The sequence below is a fragment of the Traorella sp. mt218 genome (assembly GCF_055420025.1).
Window position 1 is genome coordinate 1 of sequence record NZ_JBVAYM010000012.1, and the last position, 20215, is coordinate 20215.

Sequence of the window (20215 nt, forward strand, 5' to 3'; positions counted from 1 at the left end):
GGGAAACGGTACAGACTACATGGAAACAATCGAACAGCAGGCAAAGCTCACAGAAAAGCATGAAATGATAATCAAACAGCAGACGACCCCTGCAAAAGATTTAGTAGAAAGTTAGGAGTGATAAAAAATGTGGGTATTATTAAAAGACTTCCTGCTGGTATCTATGGGAATGGGTATCGGCGTAGTCTTGATGTGTATTTTGAATGTCGGCAAAGAAGCTGACTATGAAATGGAACAATTAAAAGAAAGCGAGGACAATTAAATGAATTTCGGACAAAATTTATATCAATGGTTTTTATCAAACGCACAGAGCTTAGTGCTTATGGCGATTGTGGTTATCGGTATCTACTTAGGGTTCAAGCGTGAGTTTTCAAAGCTCATTGGCTTCTTGGTAGTTGCCTTGATTGCTGTCGGCTTGGTATTCAATGCCGGCGGTGTGAAAGATGTACTGTTAGAGCTGTTCAACAAGATTATCGGTGCATAAAATTTTATTGTAGTGCTAATATGTGAGTGATATAATATGGATATGAAGAAAACGACAAATATGAATTTGAACTTAGGAGGAAAACTATTGTGTCAAATATAAAACTAAGAAATACATATAAGTCTTATACAGCGATATTTGTAATTGGTATATTAGTAGGGTGTATATGTAGACTGTTAGATTATTTTCCCGCAGATACACTATGGAGTTTTTCATCACCTCAAACATTGTTTGGTTTTTGGATTATTACCAATACTATCATCGTTATGTTAAGCACCTCAAATATTTGTGCAGGAATTAGTTCGTTCTTGTATATGTTTGGAATGACATTAAGTTTTTATGCTTTACAAGCAATATTAGGAATGTTTATACCTATGTTTTCCGGCGGATTCCGCTTTGGGCTATTCATATTGTTTACTGTTTGGTCAATCGCTTGTGCAATAGCAGCATTTATTCTGTACTATTGGAATAGGGAACATATTTTTAGTTCAGTATTATATTCTTTACCAGTAGGAGCATTATTTGCTGAAACAATAGCAGTTTTTATTTATTTTTTGGAACATCAAACATTCCTATTTCAGTTGTTAATGGATATTATAGGAGCTGTTGTGTTTACCATAATATTTTTCAAAAAAGTAAACTATAGAAAAATGTATATTGTCGGAATTGTATTAAGTACTTTGGTATTTTATTATATTTTTCCATGGTAGTTTATATTGATAAATCCCAGTTTGACAATTTCATATCCATACACACAAAGCAGTTAGTCTTAGGATTGACTGCTTTTTTCTTACCTAAATTTTAGATTGGAGTGATGAAATGAGCGATATTTTTAAGGATATGCAGACGAAAGTCGGCTGTGATTATATTTCCGACCTGCCCTCTTACAAGCGTAAGGTGTGGCAGGAAATGAAACGACTGAACCCTGCCGATTATGAAGAAAGACAGTTAGAAGATTTTTCTAAATATGTGTTTGGTATGTCGTACCAGACCTTACAAGATGTGATGAAACAACAGAAAGGACGTGAGGAACAATGCAGGAAACAAGGGTGCTGGTGGAAACGAAAGGAACAACTGGCGAAGAAACAACATCATACTGGTTTGACCTGCCGATAGATGTTGCAGAGTTTGAAGAAAAGTTAGGTGTCGGTGCAGAAAGTGGGGATTACCGCATTATCGAAAAGGTACTGCCCTTTGCTGATGAAGTCCACGAACATACAAGCGTGTACCAGCTCAACGAATTAGATTTTATGTACCGCCAGCTTTCAAGCGATATGCAGGAAGAATATGTATCACTTCTTACCGTGTATGAAAATTTAGAAGCACTTTATATTTGCAGGAACGTGATTACGGTTTATCCCGACTGCAAAAGCATGATAGATGTTGCAAGGCAAAAGCTGATGAACGACCCGACATTTAAGCATTTATCCGAGGACTGTCAAGAATATTACTTTGACTTTGAAGCCTACGCTTCTCACTTGCAGGAACACGGGAAATTTTTAGTAACAGAACACGGTATCTTTGAACTGCCAGAGTAGGAAATGAGGTGGTGCTTATGATTGATGATATGGCGGTTTACATTGCTAATCTTGGCAAATACAATGAGGGCTATTTAGTCGGTGCTTGGTTCACGTTCCCCATTGACGAGGAAGATGTGAAAGAAAAAATCGGCTTGAATGAACAGTATGAGGAATACGCTATCCATGATACCGACAACTTCCCCATTGCGATTGGCGAGTATGTTTCCATTGAAGAACTCAATGAGATGTATGAAATGATAGAGGAACTTCCCGACTATATTGTAGAGTGTCTGGACGAATTTATCAGCCACTACGGGACGCTGGAAGAAGTCGTGGAACACAAGGACGATATTTATTATTATCCCGACTGTGAAACTATGACAGACGTTGCCTATTACTACATAGACGAATTGCAGGCACTTGGGGACATTCCACCCAGCTTACAGAATTACATTGACTATGAAGCCTACGGGCGAGATTTGGATATGGGCGGTTGCTTTATTGAAACAAGCCGAGGTATGTGCGAGATACCATATTAACGCTGGAAGATCAGCGACAAGCATTGTTGTTACTGACAGCGTATTTCTCTTTAAGGGACAGTCTGAAAATGGCTGTCCTTTTCTATTTAGAAACTTACGAAAGGAGCTGAAAGAACTTGAAAAAGATTAAATCTTATACGGGTATCTGGAACGTGGAAAAAGTCTTGTATGCAATCAATGACTTTAACTTACCCTTTCCCGTTACCTTTACACAGATTACATGGTTTGTGATTACGGAATTTCTCATTATTCTGTTTGGGGATATTCCCCCACTTTCCATGATTGAGGGAGCATTTCTCAAATACTTTGGTATTCCCGTTGCTCTCACATGGTTTATGTCGCAGAAAACCTTTGACGGAAAGAAGCCGTACAGCTTTTTGAAATCACAGATAACCTATGCCCTGCGACCGAAAATCACTTATGCAGGAAAAGCCGTAAAACTGCATAAGCAGATACTCAATGAAACAATCACGGCAGTAAGGAGTGTGAACTATGTTCCCGATAAAATATATTGACAATAACCTTGTCTGGAATAAGGACAATGAGGTGTTTGCTTATTATGAGCTGATACCATACAACTATTCTTTCCTATCCGCAGAGCAGAAATTTATCGTGCATGACAGTTTCCGACAGCTTATCGCACAGTCCCGTGAGGGAAAAATTCATGCGTTGCAGATTGCAACGGAAAGCTCAATACGAAGTATGCAGGAGCAGTCAAAGAAGCTGGTTACGGGGAAATTAAAGGAAGTTGCCTGCCAGAAGATAGACGAACAGACCGAAGCGTTAGTATCAATGATTGGGGACAATCAAGTGGACTACCGCTTTTTTCTTGGCTTTAAGCTCATGGTTACGGAAGAACAGCTCAATCTGAAGAACATCAAAAAATCGGCGTGGCTGACATTCAAGGAATTTCTCCATGAAGTGAACCACACGCTGATGAATGACTTTGTTTCCATGCCGAATGATGAAATCAACCGTTATATGAAAATGGAAAAGTTGCTGGAAAATAAAATCTCCCGTCGCTTTAAGGTGCGTCGCTTGGAAATCCATGATTTTGGGTATCTCATGGAACATCTTTACGGCAGGGACGGTATCGCCTATGAAGATTATGAGTACCAGCTACCAAAGAAGAAATTACAGAAAGAAACGCTGATAAAATACTACGACCTTATCCGTCCGACAAGGTGTGTGATTGAGGAAAGCCAGCGGTATTTGCGATTGGAACATGAGGACAGGGAAAGCTATGTGTCCTACTTTACCGTCAATGCGATTGTTGGCGAGCTTGATTTTCCGTCGTCTGAAATCTTCTATTTCCAGCAACAGCAATTCACATTCCCCGTTGATACTTCTATGAATGTAGAAATCGTGGAGAACCGTAAAGCATTAACAACCGTCCGCAACAAGAAAAAGGAATTGAAAGACCTTGACAATCACGCTTATCAAGCAGGAAGTGAAACAAGCTCAAATGTGGTGGACGCATTAGACAGCGTGGATGAGCTGGAAACGGACTTAGACCAGACAAAAGAAAGTATGTATAAGCTCTCTTATGTAGTGCGTGTATCGGCTGATGATTTGGACGAATTAAAACGCCGTTGTGATGAAGTCAAAGATTTTTACGACGACCTCAATGTAAAGCTGGTGCGTCCTGCTGGGGATATGCTGGGGCTTCATTCTGAATTTCTTCCTGCCAGCAAGCGATATATCAATGACTACGTGCAGTATGTAAAATCAGATTTCTTGGCAGGTCTTGGTTTTGGTGCGACCCAGCAGTTAGGGGAAACTACGGGTATCTATATGGGCTATTCCGTTGATACGGGAAGAAATGTGTACCTGCAACCGTCGTTAGCTTCGCAGGGTGTAAAAGGTACAGTAACAAACGCTCTTGCTTCTGCTTTTGTCGGTTCGCTTGGCGGTGGAAAGTCATTCTGCAACAATCTTCTGGTATATTATGCGGTGCTGTTTGGCGGTCAAGCAGTCATTTTAGACCCCAAAGCTGAGAGGGGCAACTGGAAAGAAACGCTCCCAGAAATCGCCCATGAAATCAATATCGTAAACCTTACCAGCGACAAGGACAATGCAGGACTTCTTGACCCGTTCGTGATTATGAAGAATGTAAAAGACGCTGAAAGTCTGGCAATCGACATCTTAACATTCCTTACGGGTATTTCCTCTAGGGACGGCGAAAAATTCCCTGTACTTCGTAAGGCGGTACGCTCCGTTACCCAGAGCGACAGTCGGGGCTTGCTCCATGTGATAGACGAGCTACGCCGTGAAGATACACCCATATCAAGAAATATCGCAGAACATATCGACAGCTTCACGGACTACGACTTTGCACACCTGCTGTTTTCAGACGGTACGGTGGAAAATGCAATCAGTCTGGATAACCAACTCAATATCATTCAAGTAGCGGACTTAGTATTACCAGATAAGGATACAACATTTGAGGAATACACGACCATTGAATTATTGTCGGTGTCTATGCTGATTGTGATTAGTACCTTTGCCCTTGATTTTATCCATTCAGACAGAAGCATTTTTAAGATTGTAGACCTTGACGAAGCGTGGGCGTTCTTAAATGTGGCACAAGGCGAAACTTTATCAAATAAGCTGGTGCGTGCTGGACGAGCTATGCAGGCAGGCGTCTATTTTGTTACACAATCTTCTGGCGACGTGTCAAAGGAAAGTCTGAAAAACAATATCGGCTTGAAGTTTGCCTTTCGTTCTACTGACATCAACGAGATAAAGCAGACCTTAGAATTTTTCGGTATCGACAAGGACGACGAGAACAACCAGAAACGCTTGCGTGATTTGGAGAACGGACAATGCTTATTGCAGGACTTATACGGGCGTGTCGGTGTGGTGCAGATACACCCAGTCTTTGAAGAACTGCTACACGCCTTTGATACCAGACCGCCCGTACAGAGAAATGAGGTGGAGTGATGAAAGAAAGGATAAAAGGTGCGTTCACAAAAAGGAAGATACTTCACTTTCTCAAAATGGCTCTGTTTGTCGTGGCACTCTCCCTTATCCTGCTCTCACTTCTGGGGACGGTGGCTCATGCGACGGGGCTTGTGGACGATACCATAAACGCAGAAAATCTTTACTCAAAATATCCGCTGTCGAATTACCAGCTTGATTTTTATGTGGATAATAGCTGGTCGTGGTTGCCATGGAACTGGCTGGACGGTATCGGAAAATCGGTGCAGTACGGACTTTACTGCATTACCAATTTTGTCTGGACGATAAGCCTTTATTTAAGCAATGCTACGGGCTATGTGGTGCAGGAAGCATACAAACTTGATTTTATTAACGATATGGCAGACAGTATCGGACAAAGCATACAGACCCTTGCAGGCGTTACCGAGAACGGCTTTTCTTCTACGGGCTTCTATGTCGGTTTCCTGCTTCTCATTATCTTAATAGTGGGACTTTATGTTGCCTATACGGGACTTATCAAACGCGAAACCAGCAAGGCACTTCACGCTGTTATTAACTTTGTGGTGGTGTTCGTGTTGTCCGCTTCCTTTATTGCCTACGCTCCCGATTACATCAAGAAGATAAATGAATTTTCATCAGACATCAGTACCGCTTCTTTGGACTTGGGAACAAAAATCATGCTCCCCAACTCTGACAGCGAGGGCAAGGACAGCGTGGACTTGATACGGGACAGCTTGTTTTCCATTCAAGTGGAACAGCCGTGGCTCTTGCTTCAATTTGGTAACAGCAACGCAGAGGAAATCGGGACAGACCGTGTAGAAGCTCTGGTATCAGTAAGTCCAGAGGACGAGGACGGCAAGACCAGAGAGGAAGTCGTGAAAACAGAAATCGAGGACAATGACAACAACAATCTGACGATACCGCAGGTCGTAAACCGTTTAGGTATGGTGTTCTTCCTGCTATTCTTTAACTTAGGTATCACGATATTTGTATTCTTGCTTACGGGTATGATGTTGTTCAGCCAGATACTCTTTATTATCTTTGCAATGTTTTTACCTATCAGCTTTCTACTTTCCATGATACCGAGCTATGAAAGCATGGCAAAGCAGGCAATCGTGAGGGTATTTAATACCATAATGACACGGGCAGGAATAACGCTCATTGTAACGGTGGCGTTCAGCATTTCCAGTATGTTTTATAACATCTCCACAGACTACCCGTTCTTTATGGTGGCGTTCTTGCAGATAGTGTGTTTTGCTGGTATCTATATGAAACTGGGCGACTTAATGAGTATGTTCTCACTTAATGCTGGCGACAGTCAAAACATGGGACGAAGAATTTTCCGCAGACCGTATCTGTTTATGCGACATAGGGCTAGGCGTATGGAACACCGTATTGCAAGGGCGGTAAGTGCTGGCGGTATTTCGGGTGGTGTGGCTGGTGCGGTAGCTGGAAGTGCCGTTGCTGGCAAGAGAGCCGAAAGAAAAAATACGGCTTCTAAAGAAAATCGGGGCAATACCACTTCCAGCATGGGACAGCGTGCAGGCTCAAAGGTGGGTGCTGTCTTAGATACGAAAAATAAAGTGAAAGACAAGGCTAACGCTGTCAAAGAGAATATCAAGGATATGCCGACACAGACCGCTTATGCGGTGTATTCCGCAAAGGAAAAGGCAAAGTCCAGCGTATCAGACTTCAAGCGTGGCATGGTGCAGGAACAGCAGTCCAGACAGACGGGACGCTTGGAAAAGCAGGAACAGCATAGACAGAATATCGCTGACAAACGTATGGAGCTTCAAAAGGCACAAGAAGCAAGACAAAGAAAGACGGACGGATCAGCGACAACGGGAGCTACCCGTCCCCATGAGCGACCAGCCACAGCTTCAACCATTCCAAAGCCGAGTGCGGAAAAAATGCAGGAAGTGAAACGTCCTGCCACAGCGACCACTTCAAAAGCAAGTGAACCAGTCAAGACAAATGTTGTGAAAGAGCGTCCGTTATCTTCTGGTGCTTCTGATAAGAAAGCGACCCAGCCTGCACAGCCAGTACATAGGCAGAATGTAGAAAAAGTAGTATCGCAGGAAACACGCCAGAATTACAAAGCAGAGCGTACTACAAAGAAACAGACCTTTGAACAATCAAAGCGTACAACGGAACATACCGAAAAGAACCGTAACCTTGTAACGAAGAAAGGACAGAAGAAAAAATGAAACTGAAACATATCGCTCTTATTGGCAGTCTGTTTCCTATCCTCTTTTCCATAGTCCTTTTCTTTGGTGTCCTCATTAGTGCGGACAGCGACGACGAGAACAGCAACTTTTCTTCTGGCATTACGGGTATGAATTTATCCGCAGAAGTCTTGAAACATCAGCCTATGGTGGAAAAATACGCCAGAGAAAACGGTATCTCCGAGTATGTCAACGTGCTACTGGCTATCATTCAAGTAGAAAGTGGCGGTACGGCAGAAGATGTTATGCAGAGTTCAGAAAGTCTTGGTTTACCGCCCAACTCTTTAGATACGGAAAGCTCAATCAAGCAGGGGTGTAAGTATTTTGCGTCCCTGCTTTCTTCCTGTAAAAATCAAGGTATCGACGATTTGAATGTAGCGATACAGTCTTATAACTATGGTGGTGGTTATGTGGGATATGTGGCAGGAAAAGGAAAGAAACACACCTTTAACCTTGCAGAGAGCTTCGCCCGTGAAAAATCGGGTGGAAAGAAAGTAACCTACACCAACCCGATAGCCGTTGCGAAGAATGGGGGCTGGCGGTATGGCTATGGAAATATGTTCTATGTGGAATTAGTCAATCAGTATTTAACTGTTCCGCAGGTATCGGGAGAACTGGCACAAAAGGTAATGAATGAAGCATTGAAATATCAAGGCTGGAAATATGTGTATGGCGGTAGCAATCCCAACACTTCTTTTGACTGTTCGGGACTGACGCAATGGTGCTATGGAAAAGCTGGTATCTCCTTACCGAGAACCGCACAAGCACAGTATGACGCAACCCAACATCTTCCACTTTCGCAGGCAAAGGCTGGGGACTTGGTATTTTTCCATTCTACCTATAACGCTGGAAGTTATGTAACACACGTCGGTATTCTTGTTTCGCCGACACAGATGTACCACGCAGGCGACCCGATAGGATATGCAGACCTAAGTAGTAGTTACTGGCAACAGCACTTAATCGGTGCAGGACGAGTAAAACAATAGAAAGTGAGGATTTCATCATGTTTAGAAAGAATAAGAAACAGACAGAAACTATCAAAGAACCCAAAGAAAAAAAGGTGCGTACTTTCAAGGTAGGCACACATAAAAAATCCGTGATTGCATTGTGGGTGGTGCTTATCGCAAGCGTGAGCTTTGGGGCGTATAAGAATTTTACGGCTATCGACCAGCACACGACCCATGAAAAAGAAATCATAGAGCTTCGCTTGCAGGACACCAACGGGATAGAAAATTTTGTGAAGAACTTTGCAAAGCCCTACTACACATGGAGTAACAGCAAAGAAGCGATTGAAGCAAGGACGCAGGCAATCAGCGGTTATCTGACAAAGGAATTGCAGGACTTGAATGTGGATACCATTAGAACCGATATACCGACCAGCTCCACAGTTACAGATGTGATTGTATGGAGTATTGAACAGTCGGGAACGGACACTTTTTCTGCTACCTACGAAGTGGATCAGCAGATAAAAGAGGGAGAACAGACAAGCAATGTGAAAGCAACCTATACCGTAAAAGTCCATGTAGACGCTGACGGGGATATGGTAATCGTTCAGAACCCTACCCTTGCACCAGCAATCGAGAAATCAGATTATGAGCCTAAGACACCAGAAGCAAATGCAAGTGTAGACGCTGATACCGTCAATGACGCTACTGCATTTCTTGAAACATTCTTTAAGCTGTACCCGACAGCCACAGAAAAAGAGCTTGCCTACTATGTATCGGGAAATGTGCTTGAGCCTATCGGCAGGGACTACATTTATGCTGAACTGGTAAACCCTATCTTTACAAAGGACGGGGACAATGTGAAAGTCAAAGTTGCTGTGAAATTCCTTGATAATCAGACAAAGGCTACACAAATATCGCAGTATGAACTTGTGCTACATAAGGATAGCAACTGGAAGATTGTAGGATAATAAAATATGGAAAGTTTGCTTGACATTCTTTACTTGCAGGAGTATCATAAGATTAGAAAAGGAAAGCAAACTTTCCATTTGTTCAAGAAAGGGGTATGTTGTGAAAAATCGTTTAGAAGAATTACGAAAACAAAGAGGTATTAAACAAGAAGATTTAGCGACTGCTCTTGAAGTATCTCGTCAAACAATAGGCTCTTTAGAAAATGGACGCTACAATCCCTCTATTATCTTAGCTTTTAAAATTGCAAGGTACTTTCAAATGAGTATTGAAGAAATATTTATTTATGAGGAGGAAAGCAAATGAAACATAAGATACAAAAAGTTGAATTATTTATCGGTGTAATAATCTTTTTAGGTGGTTTACTAACTTATGGTTTAGGCGTACACCAACTATTGCCCGTACCTCGTCCAGATTTGGTTGTCTATGGTACAACGCTTATTGGAATAATATTGATTTTTATGGGTTGTGATATATTCAGTAAGCCAACAAAAGAAATGCAAATATTAGAAAATGATGAAAGAAATATCGCAATTACTAATGCTTCTCTTGCGAATGCTTATAAAGTAACACTTACATTATTGGTTCTTGTATTATTTGCTCTTGTCTTTATGGGATATATGAGTAAAGTTGTGTTTTTTTCGATAGCAGGAGTTATTGCTATCGGACAAATTACATGGGTTATAACAGCTCGTTATTTAGATAAAAATACGTCTTAATTCTTCAAGTATTTTTAGTTTTTCCTTCTCCATAACTACGCCCCATTCTTTTTTTGTATAGTAATATTGTATCATTAAGAATCACAAATCACAAGTGATTTGTGATTAATCACTTGTGATTTGTGATAAGTGATTTGTGATTAATATATAAAAGCCCTCTTTAAAGGGCTTTTATGTTTATTTTGAAAAAGAGATAAAATCAATATATCCCTTTTCCCCAATTTTTACAACGGCATTGTAGGGCTTTTTCTCTTTGTTTTTGATTCCTTTTACCAGGGTTTCTTTTCCCTCCAGTAATTCTTTTACATTCGTTTTGGTTAGTTTTTTCTTTCTAAAATGTTCAGCTAAAGTAAACTTACATTCAGGATAATTTGAACAACCATAAAACGATTTTTTTAATACAATATTGTTGCCACACTTAGGACATTTTCCTACAAGGGGTCCCGAGCGCTTAGTGGGAATTTGTACCCCTTATCGATACAAATTCCCCGTAGGCGCTAGGGACCTCTTTAGCTTCTTGGAAGCTGTCAGTAGTATATCTAATAATTTATCTCCATTCCCTTTAGTAACGTGTAACTTTCCAAATTTAAAAAAGCGACTCATAGAATTATTTCCTCCCGTTAAATAATAGATAACTATTAAAAATAGACAATACTTGCTCATAAGTAACGGTACTTAAATTGTTTACTTTGGCGTGTTTCATTGCTTGATGAAACTGATTTTTAGTAAACAGTTGACGATATTCTCGATTGACCCATTTTGAAACAAAGTACGTATATAGCTTCCAATATTTATCTGGAACATCTGTGGTATGGCGGGTAAGTTTTATTAAGACACTGTTTACTTTTGGTTTAGGATGAAAGCATTCCGCTGGCAGCTTAAGCAATTGCTGAATCGAGACTTGAGTGTGCAAGAGCAACCCTAGTGTTCGGTGAATATCCAAGGTACGCTTGTAGAATCCTTCTTCAACAATCAGATAGATGTCAGACGCATGGCTTTCAAAAACCACTTTTTTAATAATTTGTGTGCTTAAATGGTAAGGAATACTCCCAACAATTTTATACCTCTGTTTGTTAGGGAATTGAAACTGTAGAATATCTTGGTGAATTAAAGTGACACGAATGTTCAGTTTTAATTTTTCTGACGATAAGTTGAATAGATGACTGTCTAATTCAATAGACGTTACCTGTTTACTTATTTTAGCCAGTTTCGTCGTTAAATGCCCTTTACCTGTTCCAATTTCGTAAACGGTATCGGTTTCTTTTAAATTCAATTGTTTTATTATTTGGTTGAGTACTTTTTCACTCGTTAAAAAGTTTTGAGAATATTTTATATTTTTGTTCATGTAATCACTCCTGAAGTGATTACATCTGTAAATAAATACAGAAGTTAAACGATTTGTTTGTAATTTTAGTTATCTGTTTAAAAAGTCATAAGATTAGTCACTGGTAGGAATTAATCTAACGTATTTATTTATCTGCGTAATCACTGTTTTTAGTCTGTTTCAAAACAGTAGATGTTTTATCTACATTACGCATTTGGAATACCAACATGACGAATCCCTCCTTCTTAATTACAAATTTTTAGCATCTAATTTAACTTCAATTCCTATTATACACAAAATTTTAAGATACTGCAATATCAACACACTCTTAAGTTTGCTTCTAAGTCTTATTTCCATAACTTCTTTTACGTTTCCGCCATTCTTTGCTGTTTCGATTTTTATGATATGGTGCAAGTCAGCACGAACACGAACCGTCTTATCTCCCATTATATCTTTTTTTGCACTGATTGGTGTATCATTTCGTTTTTCTTTTTGTGCGCCTAAATTTCCCACAATCACTCACTTCTTTCTATTTCTTCTTATTCTTATTTTATCATCAACAATCACAAATCACTTGTGATTTGTGATAAGTGATTTGTGATTAATATATAAAAGCCCTCTTTAAAGGGCTTTTATGTTTATTTTGAGAAAGATATAAAATCAATATATCCCTTTTCCCCAATTTTTACAACGGCATTGTAGGGCTTTTTCTCTTTGTTTTTGATTCCTTTTACCAGGGTTTCTTTTCCCTCCAGTAATTCTTTTACATTCGTTTTGGTTAGTTTTTTCTTTCTAAAATGTTCAGCTAAAGTAAACTTACATTCAGGATAATTTGAACAACCATAAAACGATTTTTTTAATACAGAAAATGTAGTCTTTTGAAAGGTGGAATTAACAATGAAGAAAAAATTATCATTTATCATTGAGATTATTATAGGTATAATCTTTATATGTTTTGGATATTTCGTTATTGATACTGATTATTACGCTACACTTTTTTACGCAATGGGGTTCGGTTTAGCTTTTGCTTCTGGTGTTCAATTATTGAAAATTTGTTATTATGAAATGCCAAAAAATAAAGAAAAATTACAAAATATAAATAGAGAAAATCACATCAATAATGTTGATGAAAGAAAAATATTTTTAAGAATGAAAGCTGGTTCTTTAGTATATCAGTTAATGACTTTCGTGTACTTGTTTGTTGCTTTTGTACTTGCGTTACTTCATATTGAAGCATGGATTATAGGCATTATATTTGGTTTATTCCTACTGCAAACATTTTTAGGGATTATTCTATATAAGCATTTTGAAAAACATTTCTAAAACATTCAGTAAATTGTGACGAGGTAATACTATGATAGGACTTAAAAAACGAGATATTAAAAAAGCATTGAAAGCTGGTGCAAAAGCTGGCGGTGTGTCATTAGCTGATGTTCGAGCTGATATTGAAGCGACGATTGATGAAGCTATGAACAGCACCGACCCAGAAGTGCAGGAGAATTTCAGAAAGTATTTTGGAAATAAACGCCCTACTCCAGAAGAATATATTTACAAGATTACAAAAAAGACAAAAGTTTAATAGAAATCAAGTGCTGTAAGGGGGCTTGTGTCATGGAAAGTTTTAAGCATAATCTTATACGGTCATACACTACCTAACAGCATTTTATTAACAACTGAATATCTCACAGCTTTAATAGCTCGTACAGACTATATGTTTTGTGCGGGCTTTTTTTGTACCCGAAAAAATTTTTTCATTTTTTTTCAAAATCATGCAACAAATCACACCTTGCTGTACAGATATGGTGCGGAAAGAGGGATAAACACTTTTCACGTCATAACGGAAAGGGGGTGTGATGATATGAAACCGTCGGACTTTCAAAAGACAATACAATGTCAATTTGACTGCAAGCTCAAACGTGTAGTGAAAGGCATTGTCCGTAATTATCGCAAAGAATTAAAGCGACGAAGAAATAAGGAAATTTCCTATTGTGAACTTCCAGAAATCGTCGTAGAAAAGCTGGCAGTCTGGGACGAATACGAAAGCGATTATACCGCCTTTGATGTATGTGGTATTGAGGTTCGTGTCCTTGATGATGATTTAGCAGAAGCGATTAAGTATCTGTCTGAAAAAGACAGAGAAATCTTGTTGATGTATTTCTTCTTAGGCATGAGCGATACAGAAATCGGCGACAGATTAAAGATTAACCGTTCAACGTCGTTCCGCAGTAGGAAGAACTCACTTGAAGAAATCAAGAAAAAATTAAAGGAGAACATGAATGATGAATAACACACGCCCGTCATTTTACCTTATTTCGTCGGCTGTGGACGGCAACGTAAATGCGATTGAAAAGATACTGGCGTTGTATGACCCGTACATATCAAAATGTTGTTTGCGTCCGTTCTACGACAAATATGGTAATGTCTGCATAGTCGTAGACATGGAATTAAAAGGACGTATCAGAGAAGCACTTATCAAAATGATTTTGGACTTTGATATTCCTTTAGAAACCGAAGAATAACAAGCAGTAACCGCAGAGCATGATTTGTTCAATCCCCTCTTTCCTGCTCTGCCCCTGCTTTTACATGAAAGCAACACGCTTTCGCCACAGCTCTTTGACAACTGAATAAAGCAGACAGATACGTTTGTGAGATAGCGAGCCACGGGGACTGTACGCCACGACCTTTTCAAAAGAAAGCGAGCGACCCACGCAGTGATCCGAGAGCGACTGTTGGAAAAGTCGTTTTGCCACGACCTATCCTCACAGAATAATGATACGTCCGCATGGTGCGGTTCTGCCCACAAGAATGGGAATAGTTGAGATACTAACGGAGCTTTCCAAAGCCGTCTGCCTGCTTGTAAAAAATGACACACAGTAAAGGGGGTGCATAGATTATGAACAATACTGATGTGCCTATCTGGGAAAAATATACGCTGACGATTGAAGAAGCGTCCAAATACTTCCGCATTGGCGAAAAGAAATTGCGTAAATTAGCCGAAGAAAATATTGACGCTGGCTGGGTTATCGTGAACGGTAACCGTATTCAGATTAAGCGAAAACAATTTGAAAAAATCATAGATACATTGGACGAAATCTAATGTCATTGAGCCGTAGATATGGTATAATAAATATAGCGTATCACGGCTCATTCCATGACGGAAAGGAGCTTTACACTATGTCTAATGTAAAACGAAAAGACGGTAAAAATCGCAATTTGCGTAATGGAGAGAGCCAGCGAAAAGACGGAAGATACGTTTATAAATATACCGATATATACGGAAAGCCACAATTTGTCTATTCTTGGAAACTTGTACCGACAGACAAGACACCTGCTGGAAAGCGTGATGATATATCGTTGAGGGAAAAAGAAGCACAGATAAAAAAAGACCTTAACGACGGTATCGACACAGTCGGCGGTAAAATGACAGTCTGCCAGCTCTACGACAAGAAGAACAGCCAAAGAAAGAACATCAAAAGGGCTACTGAAAAAGGACGACAGTATCTTATGAACGCTCTGAAAAACGACCCGTTGGGTATGAGGGCGATTGATACTGTGAAGCAATCGGACGCTAAAGAATGGGCTATCAGAATGAGTGAAAAAGGATATGCCTATAAAACGATTGATAACTATAAGCGTTCCTTGAAAGCGTCATTTTACATGGCGATACAAGACGACTGTATCAGAAAGAACCCGTTTGAATTTAAGCTAAGTGATGTTCTGGAAGATGATACGGAGCAGAAAGTTATCCTTACACCAGAGCAGGAAGAACGCCTGCTTGCCTTTATGGAAAAGGACAAGATTTACAGCAAGTATTATGATGAGGTTGTGCTTCTGCTGGAAACGGGACTTCGTATTTCTGAATTTTGCGGACTGACGACGCATATTGATATGCAGAACAGAATACTCAATATAGACCACCAGCTATTGAAAGATAGCGAAATAGGCTACTATATTGAAACACCAAAGACCAAAAACGGAAAACGGGAACTTCCATTGACAGAACGGGCTTATCAAGCAATCCAAAGAATACTAAAGAGCAGAGGAAAAGCACAACCGCTGATTGTAGGTGGTTACAGCAATTTCCTATTCTTAAACCGTGAGGGCTTGCCTAAAGTTGCAGGAAACTATGAGGGTATGGTGCGAGGATTGATTAAGAAATATAACAAGTATCACACGGATAAGTTACCGAACATCACACCACATTCATTCAGGCATACTTATTGTACGAATATGGCAAATAGAGGAATGAACCCAAACACCCTGCAATATCTCATGGGACACGCTAACATAACCATGACACTTGGCTATTACGCACACGGTACATTTCAATCTGCAAAAGCGGAACTGGAAAGACTGGCTTGTTAATATCGGAGCTTATATTTACTACTCATTTACTACTTTTGGTTGCATTTTCATGCTGGTAAATGCCAGCTTATGCAAGGTATCTTCCAAAAAGAAAATACCGATAAAGCCCTAAAATACGGGATATATCGGCATTTACCAACTTATGAAAAGATAATCAGAAATTTAGTAAGTTTTTATATCAAAAATAATAAAAAAAGGAAACTCCAATGTGTTAAATCATATTGAACAAGGAAAAATAGTGCCAAGTAAATCTTTACAAGATTGCTTATCTTCATTATTAAAAGGTAATAAAGAATTTACTCTTATAGACGATCAGAAAGTTGTTTTTGAAAAGGCTTTAGAGATTGCTAAAAATAAAACGAATAAGAAACAAGTTTATATTATTCATGGAGGGCCTGGTACAGGAAAAACAGTTCTTGCGATTAATATGCTAGTAGCAATATTAAATCTTAATCAGAATGTGATATATGTTACAAAAAATTCTGCACCTCGTGAAGTATATCGGAAAAAATTGACAGATGGAAAATATCGAAAAGCTTATATTGATAATCTATTTAAAGGCTCAGGAGCATTTACTGAATCGTTAAAAGATGATTTCAATTGTTTAATTGTTGATGAAGCCCATCGTTTAAATGAAAAGTCGGGAATGTTTCAGAATTTAGGAGAAAATCAAATTAAAGAAATTATAAATGCTGCGAAAACCAGTATCTTTTTTGTGGATGATTTTCAATTGGTTACCACAAAAGATATTGGTAATAGTGATGCAATAAAGAAATGGTGCCAATATTTTGATGCCGAAATTTATGAAGATACATTAATTTCACAGTTTCGATGTAATGGAAGTGACTCTTACTTATCTTGGATCGATAATGTTTTAGAAATCAATAAAGAGGCAACAGATGAATTTGATTACGATTATGATATTCGTATTTGCAGCACTCCTCAAGAAGTAAAACAGTTGATCTTAGAAAAAAACAAAATAAATAATAAATCAAGAATAGTAGCAGGTTATTGCTGGAATTGGATTAAAGAGGGTAAAAATAATAGTGATATTCATGATATTCAAATTGGGGATTTTGGTATGTCGTGGAATTTGGGCTCTTCTTCTACTTGGGCGATTGATCCTGAATCAGTGAATGAAATCGGATGTATTCATACATGCCAAGGTTTAGAATTTGATTATGTAGGGGTAATTATAGGTGAAGATTTACGATATGAGGATGGGATAGTTACTGATTTTACAAAAAGAGCTACAACTGATCAATCAATTAAAGGACTAAAAGGATTATATAAGAAAAACAAAGAAGAAGCATTACGTATTGCTGATAGAATCATTAAAAATACATATAGGACATTATTAACAAGAGGGCAAAAAGGTTGCTACATATATTGTGTTGATAAAAAGTTAGAAAAATATTTGAGAATGAAGTTGAAAGATAAATAAGGGAGCATAAGAATGAAAAAAAGAATAATTTACTAAAAGAATCATTATCAAAGGATAAAGAAAAAGTTTCACAAGTAGATGTAAAAGAAATTATCGATAAATCAGAAAATCTTGCGAATTCTGCAAAGAACTTAGCTAGCGAATCGGTGAATACATCAATTAACAAAGTAAAAAAAATTGTAAAAGATACTTCTAAAAAGGTGAGCAGTATTGAAGTAACACCTGAGGATATTTTAATTCAAGCAGTAAAAATTCCTGGTGTAAAAGTGCAAAGTAGTGAATCTTTATATAAAGAATTGATCAAATATTATTCAGAAGAGCAGGTATTAAAAGCAATTAAAGATAATCCTGCAAGTGCAGGGATATTGCGTTCTAAAATTACAGAAATAGCAGATCAAATGATTGACTATGAAACAAATAAAGTTTCAGCAATTTCTTTTGCAGCAGGATTGCCTGGAGGCGCTGCAATGGCAGCAACCATTCCAGCTGATGTTGCACAATATTTTGGATTCATGTTGCGAGTGATGCAAAAGTTAGCATACTTATATGGTTTTAGTGATTTTGAATTAAATGGTGAAAACATTAGTGATGAGACTATGAATCAGTTATTAATTTTTCTAGGTGTTATGTTTGGTGTAAATGGTGCTAATCAGGGGGTAAAGATTATTGCTGAAACAGCTTCTAAAAAAGTATCAAAATCCCTTGCACAAAAAGTACTTACTAAAACAACTCTTTATCCAATAGTTAAAAAAGTAGCGACAACACTAGGTTTTAAAATGACCAAAGATGTTTTTGCAAAAGGTTTTTCTAAAATAGTGCCTATTGTAGGTGGAATTGTTAGTGGTGGGTTAACTTATGTAACTTTTAAACCATGTGCTATTAAATTAAAAGATAGTTTTAAAGATTTGTATTTATCAGATCCGAGTTTTTATAATTTAGAAAAGAAGGAATATTTAAGCGAGACTGATTATTCTAATTTAACAGACTAGATGACAAGGAAAATTAGTTAGACATTTGTACTAATTAAGTATTCATGGATTTTCAAATATTATGTTATTAAATATCTAGAAGGGAGAGAATATGGATATTTTAAAACAACAAAATCTTTTATTTGTATATCTTTGTGGTATTTTAGACGAACAAACCAATAGAATAGAATTAAAACATATCGATAGTTTAAAATACACATTTCAAGAATTTGAAGAAGAAATATTAATAATTAGAGAAGAAATATTTGAGCGTATTGAAAATGAAAATATTCTTGAACTTTTTTTGTATAGTTGGCAGAAAAGAATATATTAAGAAAATAGATAAAATAATTTCAGATCCAATGAAAAATGGTGATTTACTAAATATTAATTCAACGGAAGATACTGATATTTTAAAACATTCATATCTTTGTATTTAATTCATCTTGTTTATGATGGTCATATTCGTATTCCAAAAAAATTATTACTTAGACTAGATCAAATTGAAGCTTTTTGTCTATATTCAAATTCTAAATTGGAAGATGATAGAGGCGATTTAGCAAGTTCTACATTTAAGATTTGGTTTGATAATGAAAAACCTTTTCTTTTTGGTAAACAGATAATTACAACTAGTTTTATGCTTGATGATTTGAAAGGAAGGAGAATTATTTCTCATTTACCTGATTGTAAAACAGGTGAAACATTCTTATTGTTAGAGGGCGGATTAAAACTTTATTTAAGCCTTGAACGTCCATATATAAGAGAAAAATTAAACTCCTCAGATATAGATTTGATAACAATTGGAGAAATAGATACGATTGTATCCAATCCTATTTATGCATTCAAAAAATATTTTGAACCATATGAATTATACAAAGATTGGCAAAAAGTGTTAAATTATGTATTAGCTATATCTATTAATCAATGGAAAGAAAAAGATATAAGAAAAATTCATAAAAGTTTTATGAGATATATGGAACAAGAGATTTGCGATAATTCGACTGTAGTTAAAGGTAAACCGATAATTAATAAAGATATTTACTATCAATGTTATTTAGAAACATTACGGAGAACAAATGCTTATTTTACTGGAAAAGATGAAACAATCATTTCTAAAGATTATGTACAATTGTTAAAAACACGCTATGTCTTTTTACCAGCTATTTTAAAAATTATAAAAAATAATTTTCCCGAATTTTCATTACTTGGAAATATAAGAAAGTTTAATATAAATGAATATAAAACTTTAATTAAAGAACTTGATGTGAATAGTACAAATGAAAAAGGTAAAGCATTAGAAAATATTGTACAATATTTAATTAATTGTTCAGAAAATTTAAAATTAATGGGTAAAAGAATTCATACAGGACGCGATGAAATAGATATAAGCTGTAGTAATATATCTTTTAAATCAGAATTTTGGAAATTAGGACCTTTGATTACAATAGAGTGTAAGAATTGGGAATCTAAGGTAGGAGTTGAAGTAATACGTCAAATAGGTTATATAATGTCTTATAAAGGTAATTCAGCAACAATATTGATCACTCGGAATGGATTAACTTCAATTGCAAGTAAAGAAATTGTAAGATTTGCTATGTTAGGTAATTACATTATAGATATTAATAAATTAGAATTAGAAAGCATAACTGTATATGAAGACTTTGAACGATTATTAATTTCCAAATATAATTATTTGATTAAACAAATAGAATCATCTATAGAACTACTTGGAATTTAAAGCAATGTTAGGCATATATTTAGCTAAAATCATACA

Annotated in this window: 27 protein-coding genes and 1 pseudogene; 23 read left to right on the forward strand and 5 right to left on the reverse strand. The window is 37.3% G+C overall.

The genetic code is table 11. From position 1 onward, the window contains the following. Positions 1-127 precede the first annotated feature (127 nt). The 13 genes from ACZYT3_RS07240 to ACZYT3_RS07300 all read left to right on the forward strand — a co-directional run bounded on the left by ACZYT3_RS07240 (position 128) and on the right by ACZYT3_RS07300 (position 10340). Entirely contained in the window at positions 128-262 is a 135-nt protein-coding gene (locus ACZYT3_RS07240) for a DUF3789 domain-containing protein (RefSeq protein WP_017143882.1), read from the forward strand. A 60-nt stretch (positions 263-322) separates the two neighbouring features. Beyond that, complete coding sequence (locus ACZYT3_RS07245) at positions 323-484, forward strand: hypothetical protein (protein WP_002322988.1); 162 nt, start codon at positions 323-325, stop codon at positions 482-484. 89 nt (positions 485-573) lie between these two features. Beyond that, positions 574-1194, forward strand: a complete 621-nt coding sequence (locus ACZYT3_RS07250; protein ID WP_008787617.1) for a hypothetical protein — start codon at positions 574-576, stop codon at positions 1192-1194. Between the two features lie 109 nt (positions 1195-1303). Beyond that, complete coding sequence (locus tag ACZYT3_RS07255) at positions 1304-1600, forward strand: hypothetical protein (protein ID WP_008787618.1); 297 nt, start codon at positions 1304-1306, stop codon at positions 1598-1600. Continuing rightward, positions 1519-2022, forward strand: a complete 504-nt coding sequence (locus tag ACZYT3_RS07260; protein ID WP_008787619.1) for an antirestriction protein ArdA — start codon at positions 1519-1521, stop codon at positions 2020-2022. Before ACZYT3_RS07255 ends, ACZYT3_RS07260 begins: the two co-directional genes overlap by 82 nt. Positions 2023-2039: 17 nt before the next feature. Next, on the forward strand, positions 2040-2543 hold the full coding sequence (locus ACZYT3_RS07265; protein ID WP_002323345.1) for an antirestriction protein ArdA: 504 nt from the start codon (positions 2040-2042) through the stop codon (positions 2541-2543). A 116-nt stretch (positions 2544-2659) separates the two neighbouring features. Continuing rightward, positions 2660-3058 carry a conjugal transfer protein gene (locus tag ACZYT3_RS07270; RefSeq protein ID WP_009243016.1) on the forward strand — a complete coding sequence of 133 codons (399 nt, stop codon included), beginning with the start codon at positions 2660-2662 and terminating at the stop codon, positions 3056-3058. Further along, positions 3036-5486: a conjugal transfer ATPase TcpF gene (gene tcpF, locus ACZYT3_RS07275; protein ID WP_008787620.1), complete on the forward strand. Its 2451-nt coding sequence runs from the start codon at positions 3036-3038 to the stop codon at positions 5484-5486. Before ACZYT3_RS07270 ends, tcpF begins: the two co-directional genes overlap by 23 nt. After that, positions 5486-7690: a CD3337/EF1877 family mobilome membrane protein gene (locus ACZYT3_RS07280; protein WP_008787621.1), complete on the forward strand. Its 2205-nt coding sequence runs from the start codon at positions 5486-5488 to the stop codon at positions 7688-7690. The genes tcpF and ACZYT3_RS07280 overlap by 1 nt, the downstream gene beginning before the upstream one ends. After that, positions 7687-8694 carry a bifunctional lytic transglycosylase/C40 family peptidase gene (locus ACZYT3_RS07285; RefSeq protein WP_285395101.1) on the forward strand — a complete coding sequence of 336 codons (1008 nt, stop codon included), beginning with the start codon at positions 7687-7689 and terminating at the stop codon, positions 8692-8694. The genes ACZYT3_RS07280 and ACZYT3_RS07285 overlap by 4 nt, the downstream gene beginning before the upstream one ends. A gap of 17 nt (positions 8695-8711) precedes the next feature. Next, a complete protein-coding gene (locus tag ACZYT3_RS07290) occupies positions 8712-9623 on the forward strand; it encodes a conjugal transfer protein (RefSeq protein WP_008787623.1) in 912 nt (303 codons plus the stop codon). Between the two features lie 100 nt (positions 9624-9723). Then, entirely contained in the window at positions 9724-9927 is a 204-nt protein-coding gene (locus tag ACZYT3_RS07295; protein WP_008787624.1) for a helix-turn-helix transcriptional regulator, read from the forward strand. Further along, the gene (locus ACZYT3_RS07300) at positions 9924-10340 is read left to right on the forward strand and encodes a hypothetical protein (RefSeq protein WP_008787625.1); all 417 of its coding nucleotides are present in this window, start codon (positions 9924-9926) and stop codon (positions 10338-10340) included. Before ACZYT3_RS07295 ends, ACZYT3_RS07300 begins: the two co-directional genes overlap by 4 nt. Before the next feature lie 177 nt (positions 10341-10517). Here the strand turns inward: ACZYT3_RS07300 and ACZYT3_RS07305 are convergent, their stop codons facing one another. The 5 genes and pseudogenes from ACZYT3_RS07305 to ACZYT3_RS07325 form a co-directional block, all read right to left on the reverse strand. Continuing rightward, a complete protein-coding gene (locus ACZYT3_RS07305; protein ID WP_002326770.1) occupies positions 10518-10802 on the reverse strand; it encodes a topoisomerase C-terminal repeat-containing protein in 285 nt (94 codons plus the stop codon). Between the two features lie 145 nt (positions 10803-10947). Beyond that, positions 10948-11685 carry a 23S rRNA (adenine(2058)-N(6))-methyltransferase Erm(B) gene (gene erm(B) / locus ACZYT3_RS07310; RefSeq protein ID WP_001038792.1) on the reverse strand — a complete coding sequence of 246 codons (738 nt, stop codon included), beginning with the start codon at positions 11683-11685 and terminating at the stop codon, positions 10948-10950. 124 nt (positions 11686-11809) lie between these two features. Then, positions 11810-11893 carry a 23S rRNA methyltransferase attenuation leader peptide gene (locus ACZYT3_RS07315; RefSeq protein ID WP_001814874.1) on the reverse strand — a complete coding sequence of 28 codons (84 nt, stop codon included), beginning with the start codon at positions 11891-11893 and terminating at the stop codon, positions 11810-11812. Positions 11894-11941: 48 nt separating this feature from the next. After that, a pseudogene (locus ACZYT3_RS07320) lies at positions 11942-12111 on the reverse strand (MLS leader peptide). Between the two features lie 191 nt (positions 12112-12302). Next, positions 12303-12587, reverse strand: a complete 285-nt coding sequence (locus ACZYT3_RS07325; RefSeq protein WP_008787627.1) for a topoisomerase C-terminal repeat-containing protein — start codon at positions 12585-12587, stop codon at positions 12303-12305. Between ACZYT3_RS07325 and ACZYT3_RS07330 the strand changes: the two genes are divergently transcribed. The 10 genes from ACZYT3_RS07330 (at position 12562) to ACZYT3_RS07375 (ending at position 20179) form a co-directional block, all read left to right on the forward strand. After that, entirely contained in the window at positions 12562-12987 is a 426-nt protein-coding gene (locus tag ACZYT3_RS07330; RefSeq protein WP_008787628.1) for a hypothetical protein, read from the forward strand. The two genes, ACZYT3_RS07325 and ACZYT3_RS07330, sit on opposite strands and share 26 nt — an antisense overlap. Positions 12988-13018: 31 nt before the next feature. Continuing rightward, complete coding sequence (locus ACZYT3_RS07335) at positions 13019-13243, forward strand: hypothetical protein (RefSeq protein WP_008787629.1); 225 nt, start codon at positions 13019-13021, stop codon at positions 13241-13243. 279 nt (positions 13244-13522) lie between these two features. Next, positions 13523-13951 (forward strand): RNA polymerase sigma factor, encoded by a 429-nt coding sequence (locus ACZYT3_RS07340; protein ID WP_008787630.1) that lies wholly within the window; start codon positions 13523-13525, stop codon positions 13949-13951. Further along, the gene (locus ACZYT3_RS07345; RefSeq protein WP_008787631.1) at positions 13941-14183 is read left to right on the forward strand and encodes a helix-turn-helix domain-containing protein; all 243 of its coding nucleotides are present in this window, start codon (positions 13941-13943) and stop codon (positions 14181-14183) included. Before ACZYT3_RS07340 ends, ACZYT3_RS07345 begins: the two co-directional genes overlap by 11 nt. Positions 14184-14557: 374 nt before the next feature. Continuing rightward, a complete protein-coding gene (locus ACZYT3_RS07350) occupies positions 14558-14761 on the forward strand; it encodes an excisionase (RefSeq protein WP_004613735.1) in 204 nt (67 codons plus the stop codon). A 77-nt stretch (positions 14762-14838) separates the two neighbouring features. Continuing rightward, positions 14839-16029 (forward strand): site-specific integrase, encoded by a 1191-nt coding sequence (locus ACZYT3_RS07355; protein ID WP_009271880.1) that lies wholly within the window; start codon positions 14839-14841, stop codon positions 16027-16029. A gap of 208 nt (positions 16030-16237) precedes the next feature. Then, positions 16238-17473, forward strand: coding sequence for a DUF2075 domain-containing protein (locus tag ACZYT3_RS07360; protein ID WP_464088190.1), 1236 nt, complete (start codon positions 16238-16240; stop codon positions 17471-17473). A gap of 146 nt (positions 17474-17619) precedes the next feature. Then, positions 17620-18462, forward strand: coding sequence for a hypothetical protein (locus ACZYT3_RS07365; RefSeq protein ID WP_464088191.1), 843 nt, complete (start codon positions 17620-17622; stop codon positions 18460-18462). A 91-nt stretch (positions 18463-18553) separates the two neighbouring features. Further along, on the forward strand, positions 18554-18775 hold the full coding sequence (locus ACZYT3_RS07370; protein ID WP_464088192.1) for a hypothetical protein: 222 nt from the start codon (positions 18554-18556) through the stop codon (positions 18773-18775). Positions 18776-18871: 96 nt separating this feature from the next. After that, positions 18872-20179 carry a restriction endonuclease gene (locus ACZYT3_RS07375; protein WP_464088193.1) on the forward strand — a complete coding sequence of 436 codons (1308 nt, stop codon included), beginning with the start codon at positions 18872-18874 and terminating at the stop codon, positions 20177-20179. Positions 20180-20215: the final 36 nt, after the last annotated feature.

Bases quoted from the DNA above. Each gene is read 5' to 3' on its own strand.
- ACZYT3_RS07350 (WP_004613735.1), top strand. From the start codon at position 14,558: ATGAACAATACTGATGTGCCTATCTGGGAAAAATATACGCTGACGATT.
- ACZYT3_RS07255 (WP_008787618.1), top strand. From the start codon at position 1,304: ATGAGCGATATTTTTAAGGATATGCAGACGAAAGTCGGCTGTGATTAT.
- ACZYT3_RS07335 (WP_008787629.1), top strand. From the start codon at position 13,019: ATGATAGGACTTAAAAAACGAGATATTAAAAAAGCATTGAAAGCTGGT.
- ACZYT3_RS07315 (WP_001814874.1), bottom strand. From the start codon at position 11,893: ATGTTGGTATTCCAAATGCGTAATGTAGATAAAACATCTACTGTTTTG.
- ACZYT3_RS07325 (WP_008787627.1), bottom strand. From the start codon at position 12,587: ATGATAAATGATAATTTTTTCTTCATTGTTAATTCCACCTTTCAAAAG.
- ACZYT3_RS07300 (WP_008787625.1), top strand. From the start codon at position 9,924: ATGAAACATAAGATACAAAAAGTTGAATTATTTATCGGTGTAATAATC.
- ACZYT3_RS07245 (WP_002322988.1), top strand. From the start codon at position 323: ATGGCGATTGTGGTTATCGGTATCTACTTAGGGTTCAAGCGTGAGTTT.
- ACZYT3_RS07260 (WP_008787619.1), top strand. From the start codon at position 1,519: ATGCAGGAAACAAGGGTGCTGGTGGAAACGAAAGGAACAACTGGCGAA.
- ACZYT3_RS07345 (WP_008787631.1), top strand. From the start codon at position 13,941: ATGATGAATAACACACGCCCGTCATTTTACCTTATTTCGTCGGCTGTG.
- ACZYT3_RS07265 (WP_002323345.1), top strand. From the start codon at position 2,040: ATGATTGATGATATGGCGGTTTACATTGCTAATCTTGGCAAATACAAT.
- ACZYT3_RS07285 (WP_285395101.1), top strand. From the start codon at position 7,687: ATGAAACTGAAACATATCGCTCTTATTGGCAGTCTGTTTCCTATCCTC.
- ACZYT3_RS07370 (WP_464088192.1), top strand. From the start codon at position 18,554: ATGGATATTTTAAAACAACAAAATCTTTTATTTGTATATCTTTGTGGT.
- ACZYT3_RS07355 (WP_009271880.1), top strand. From the start codon at position 14,839: ATGTCTAATGTAAAACGAAAAGACGGTAAAAATCGCAATTTGCGTAAT.
- ACZYT3_RS07330 (WP_008787628.1), top strand. From the start codon at position 12,562: ATGAAGAAAAAATTATCATTTATCATTGAGATTATTATAGGTATAATC.
- ACZYT3_RS07340 (WP_008787630.1), top strand. From the start codon at position 13,523: ATGAAACCGTCGGACTTTCAAAAGACAATACAATGTCAATTTGACTGC.
- ACZYT3_RS07280 (WP_008787621.1), top strand. From the start codon at position 5,486: ATGAAAGAAAGGATAAAAGGTGCGTTCACAAAAAGGAAGATACTTCAC.
- tcpF (WP_008787620.1), top strand. From the start codon at position 3,036: ATGTTCCCGATAAAATATATTGACAATAACCTTGTCTGGAATAAGGAC.
- ACZYT3_RS07290 (WP_008787623.1), top strand. From the start codon at position 8,712: ATGTTTAGAAAGAATAAGAAACAGACAGAAACTATCAAAGAACCCAAA.
- ACZYT3_RS07240 (WP_017143882.1), top strand. From the start codon at position 128: ATGTGGGTATTATTAAAAGACTTCCTGCTGGTATCTATGGGAATGGGT.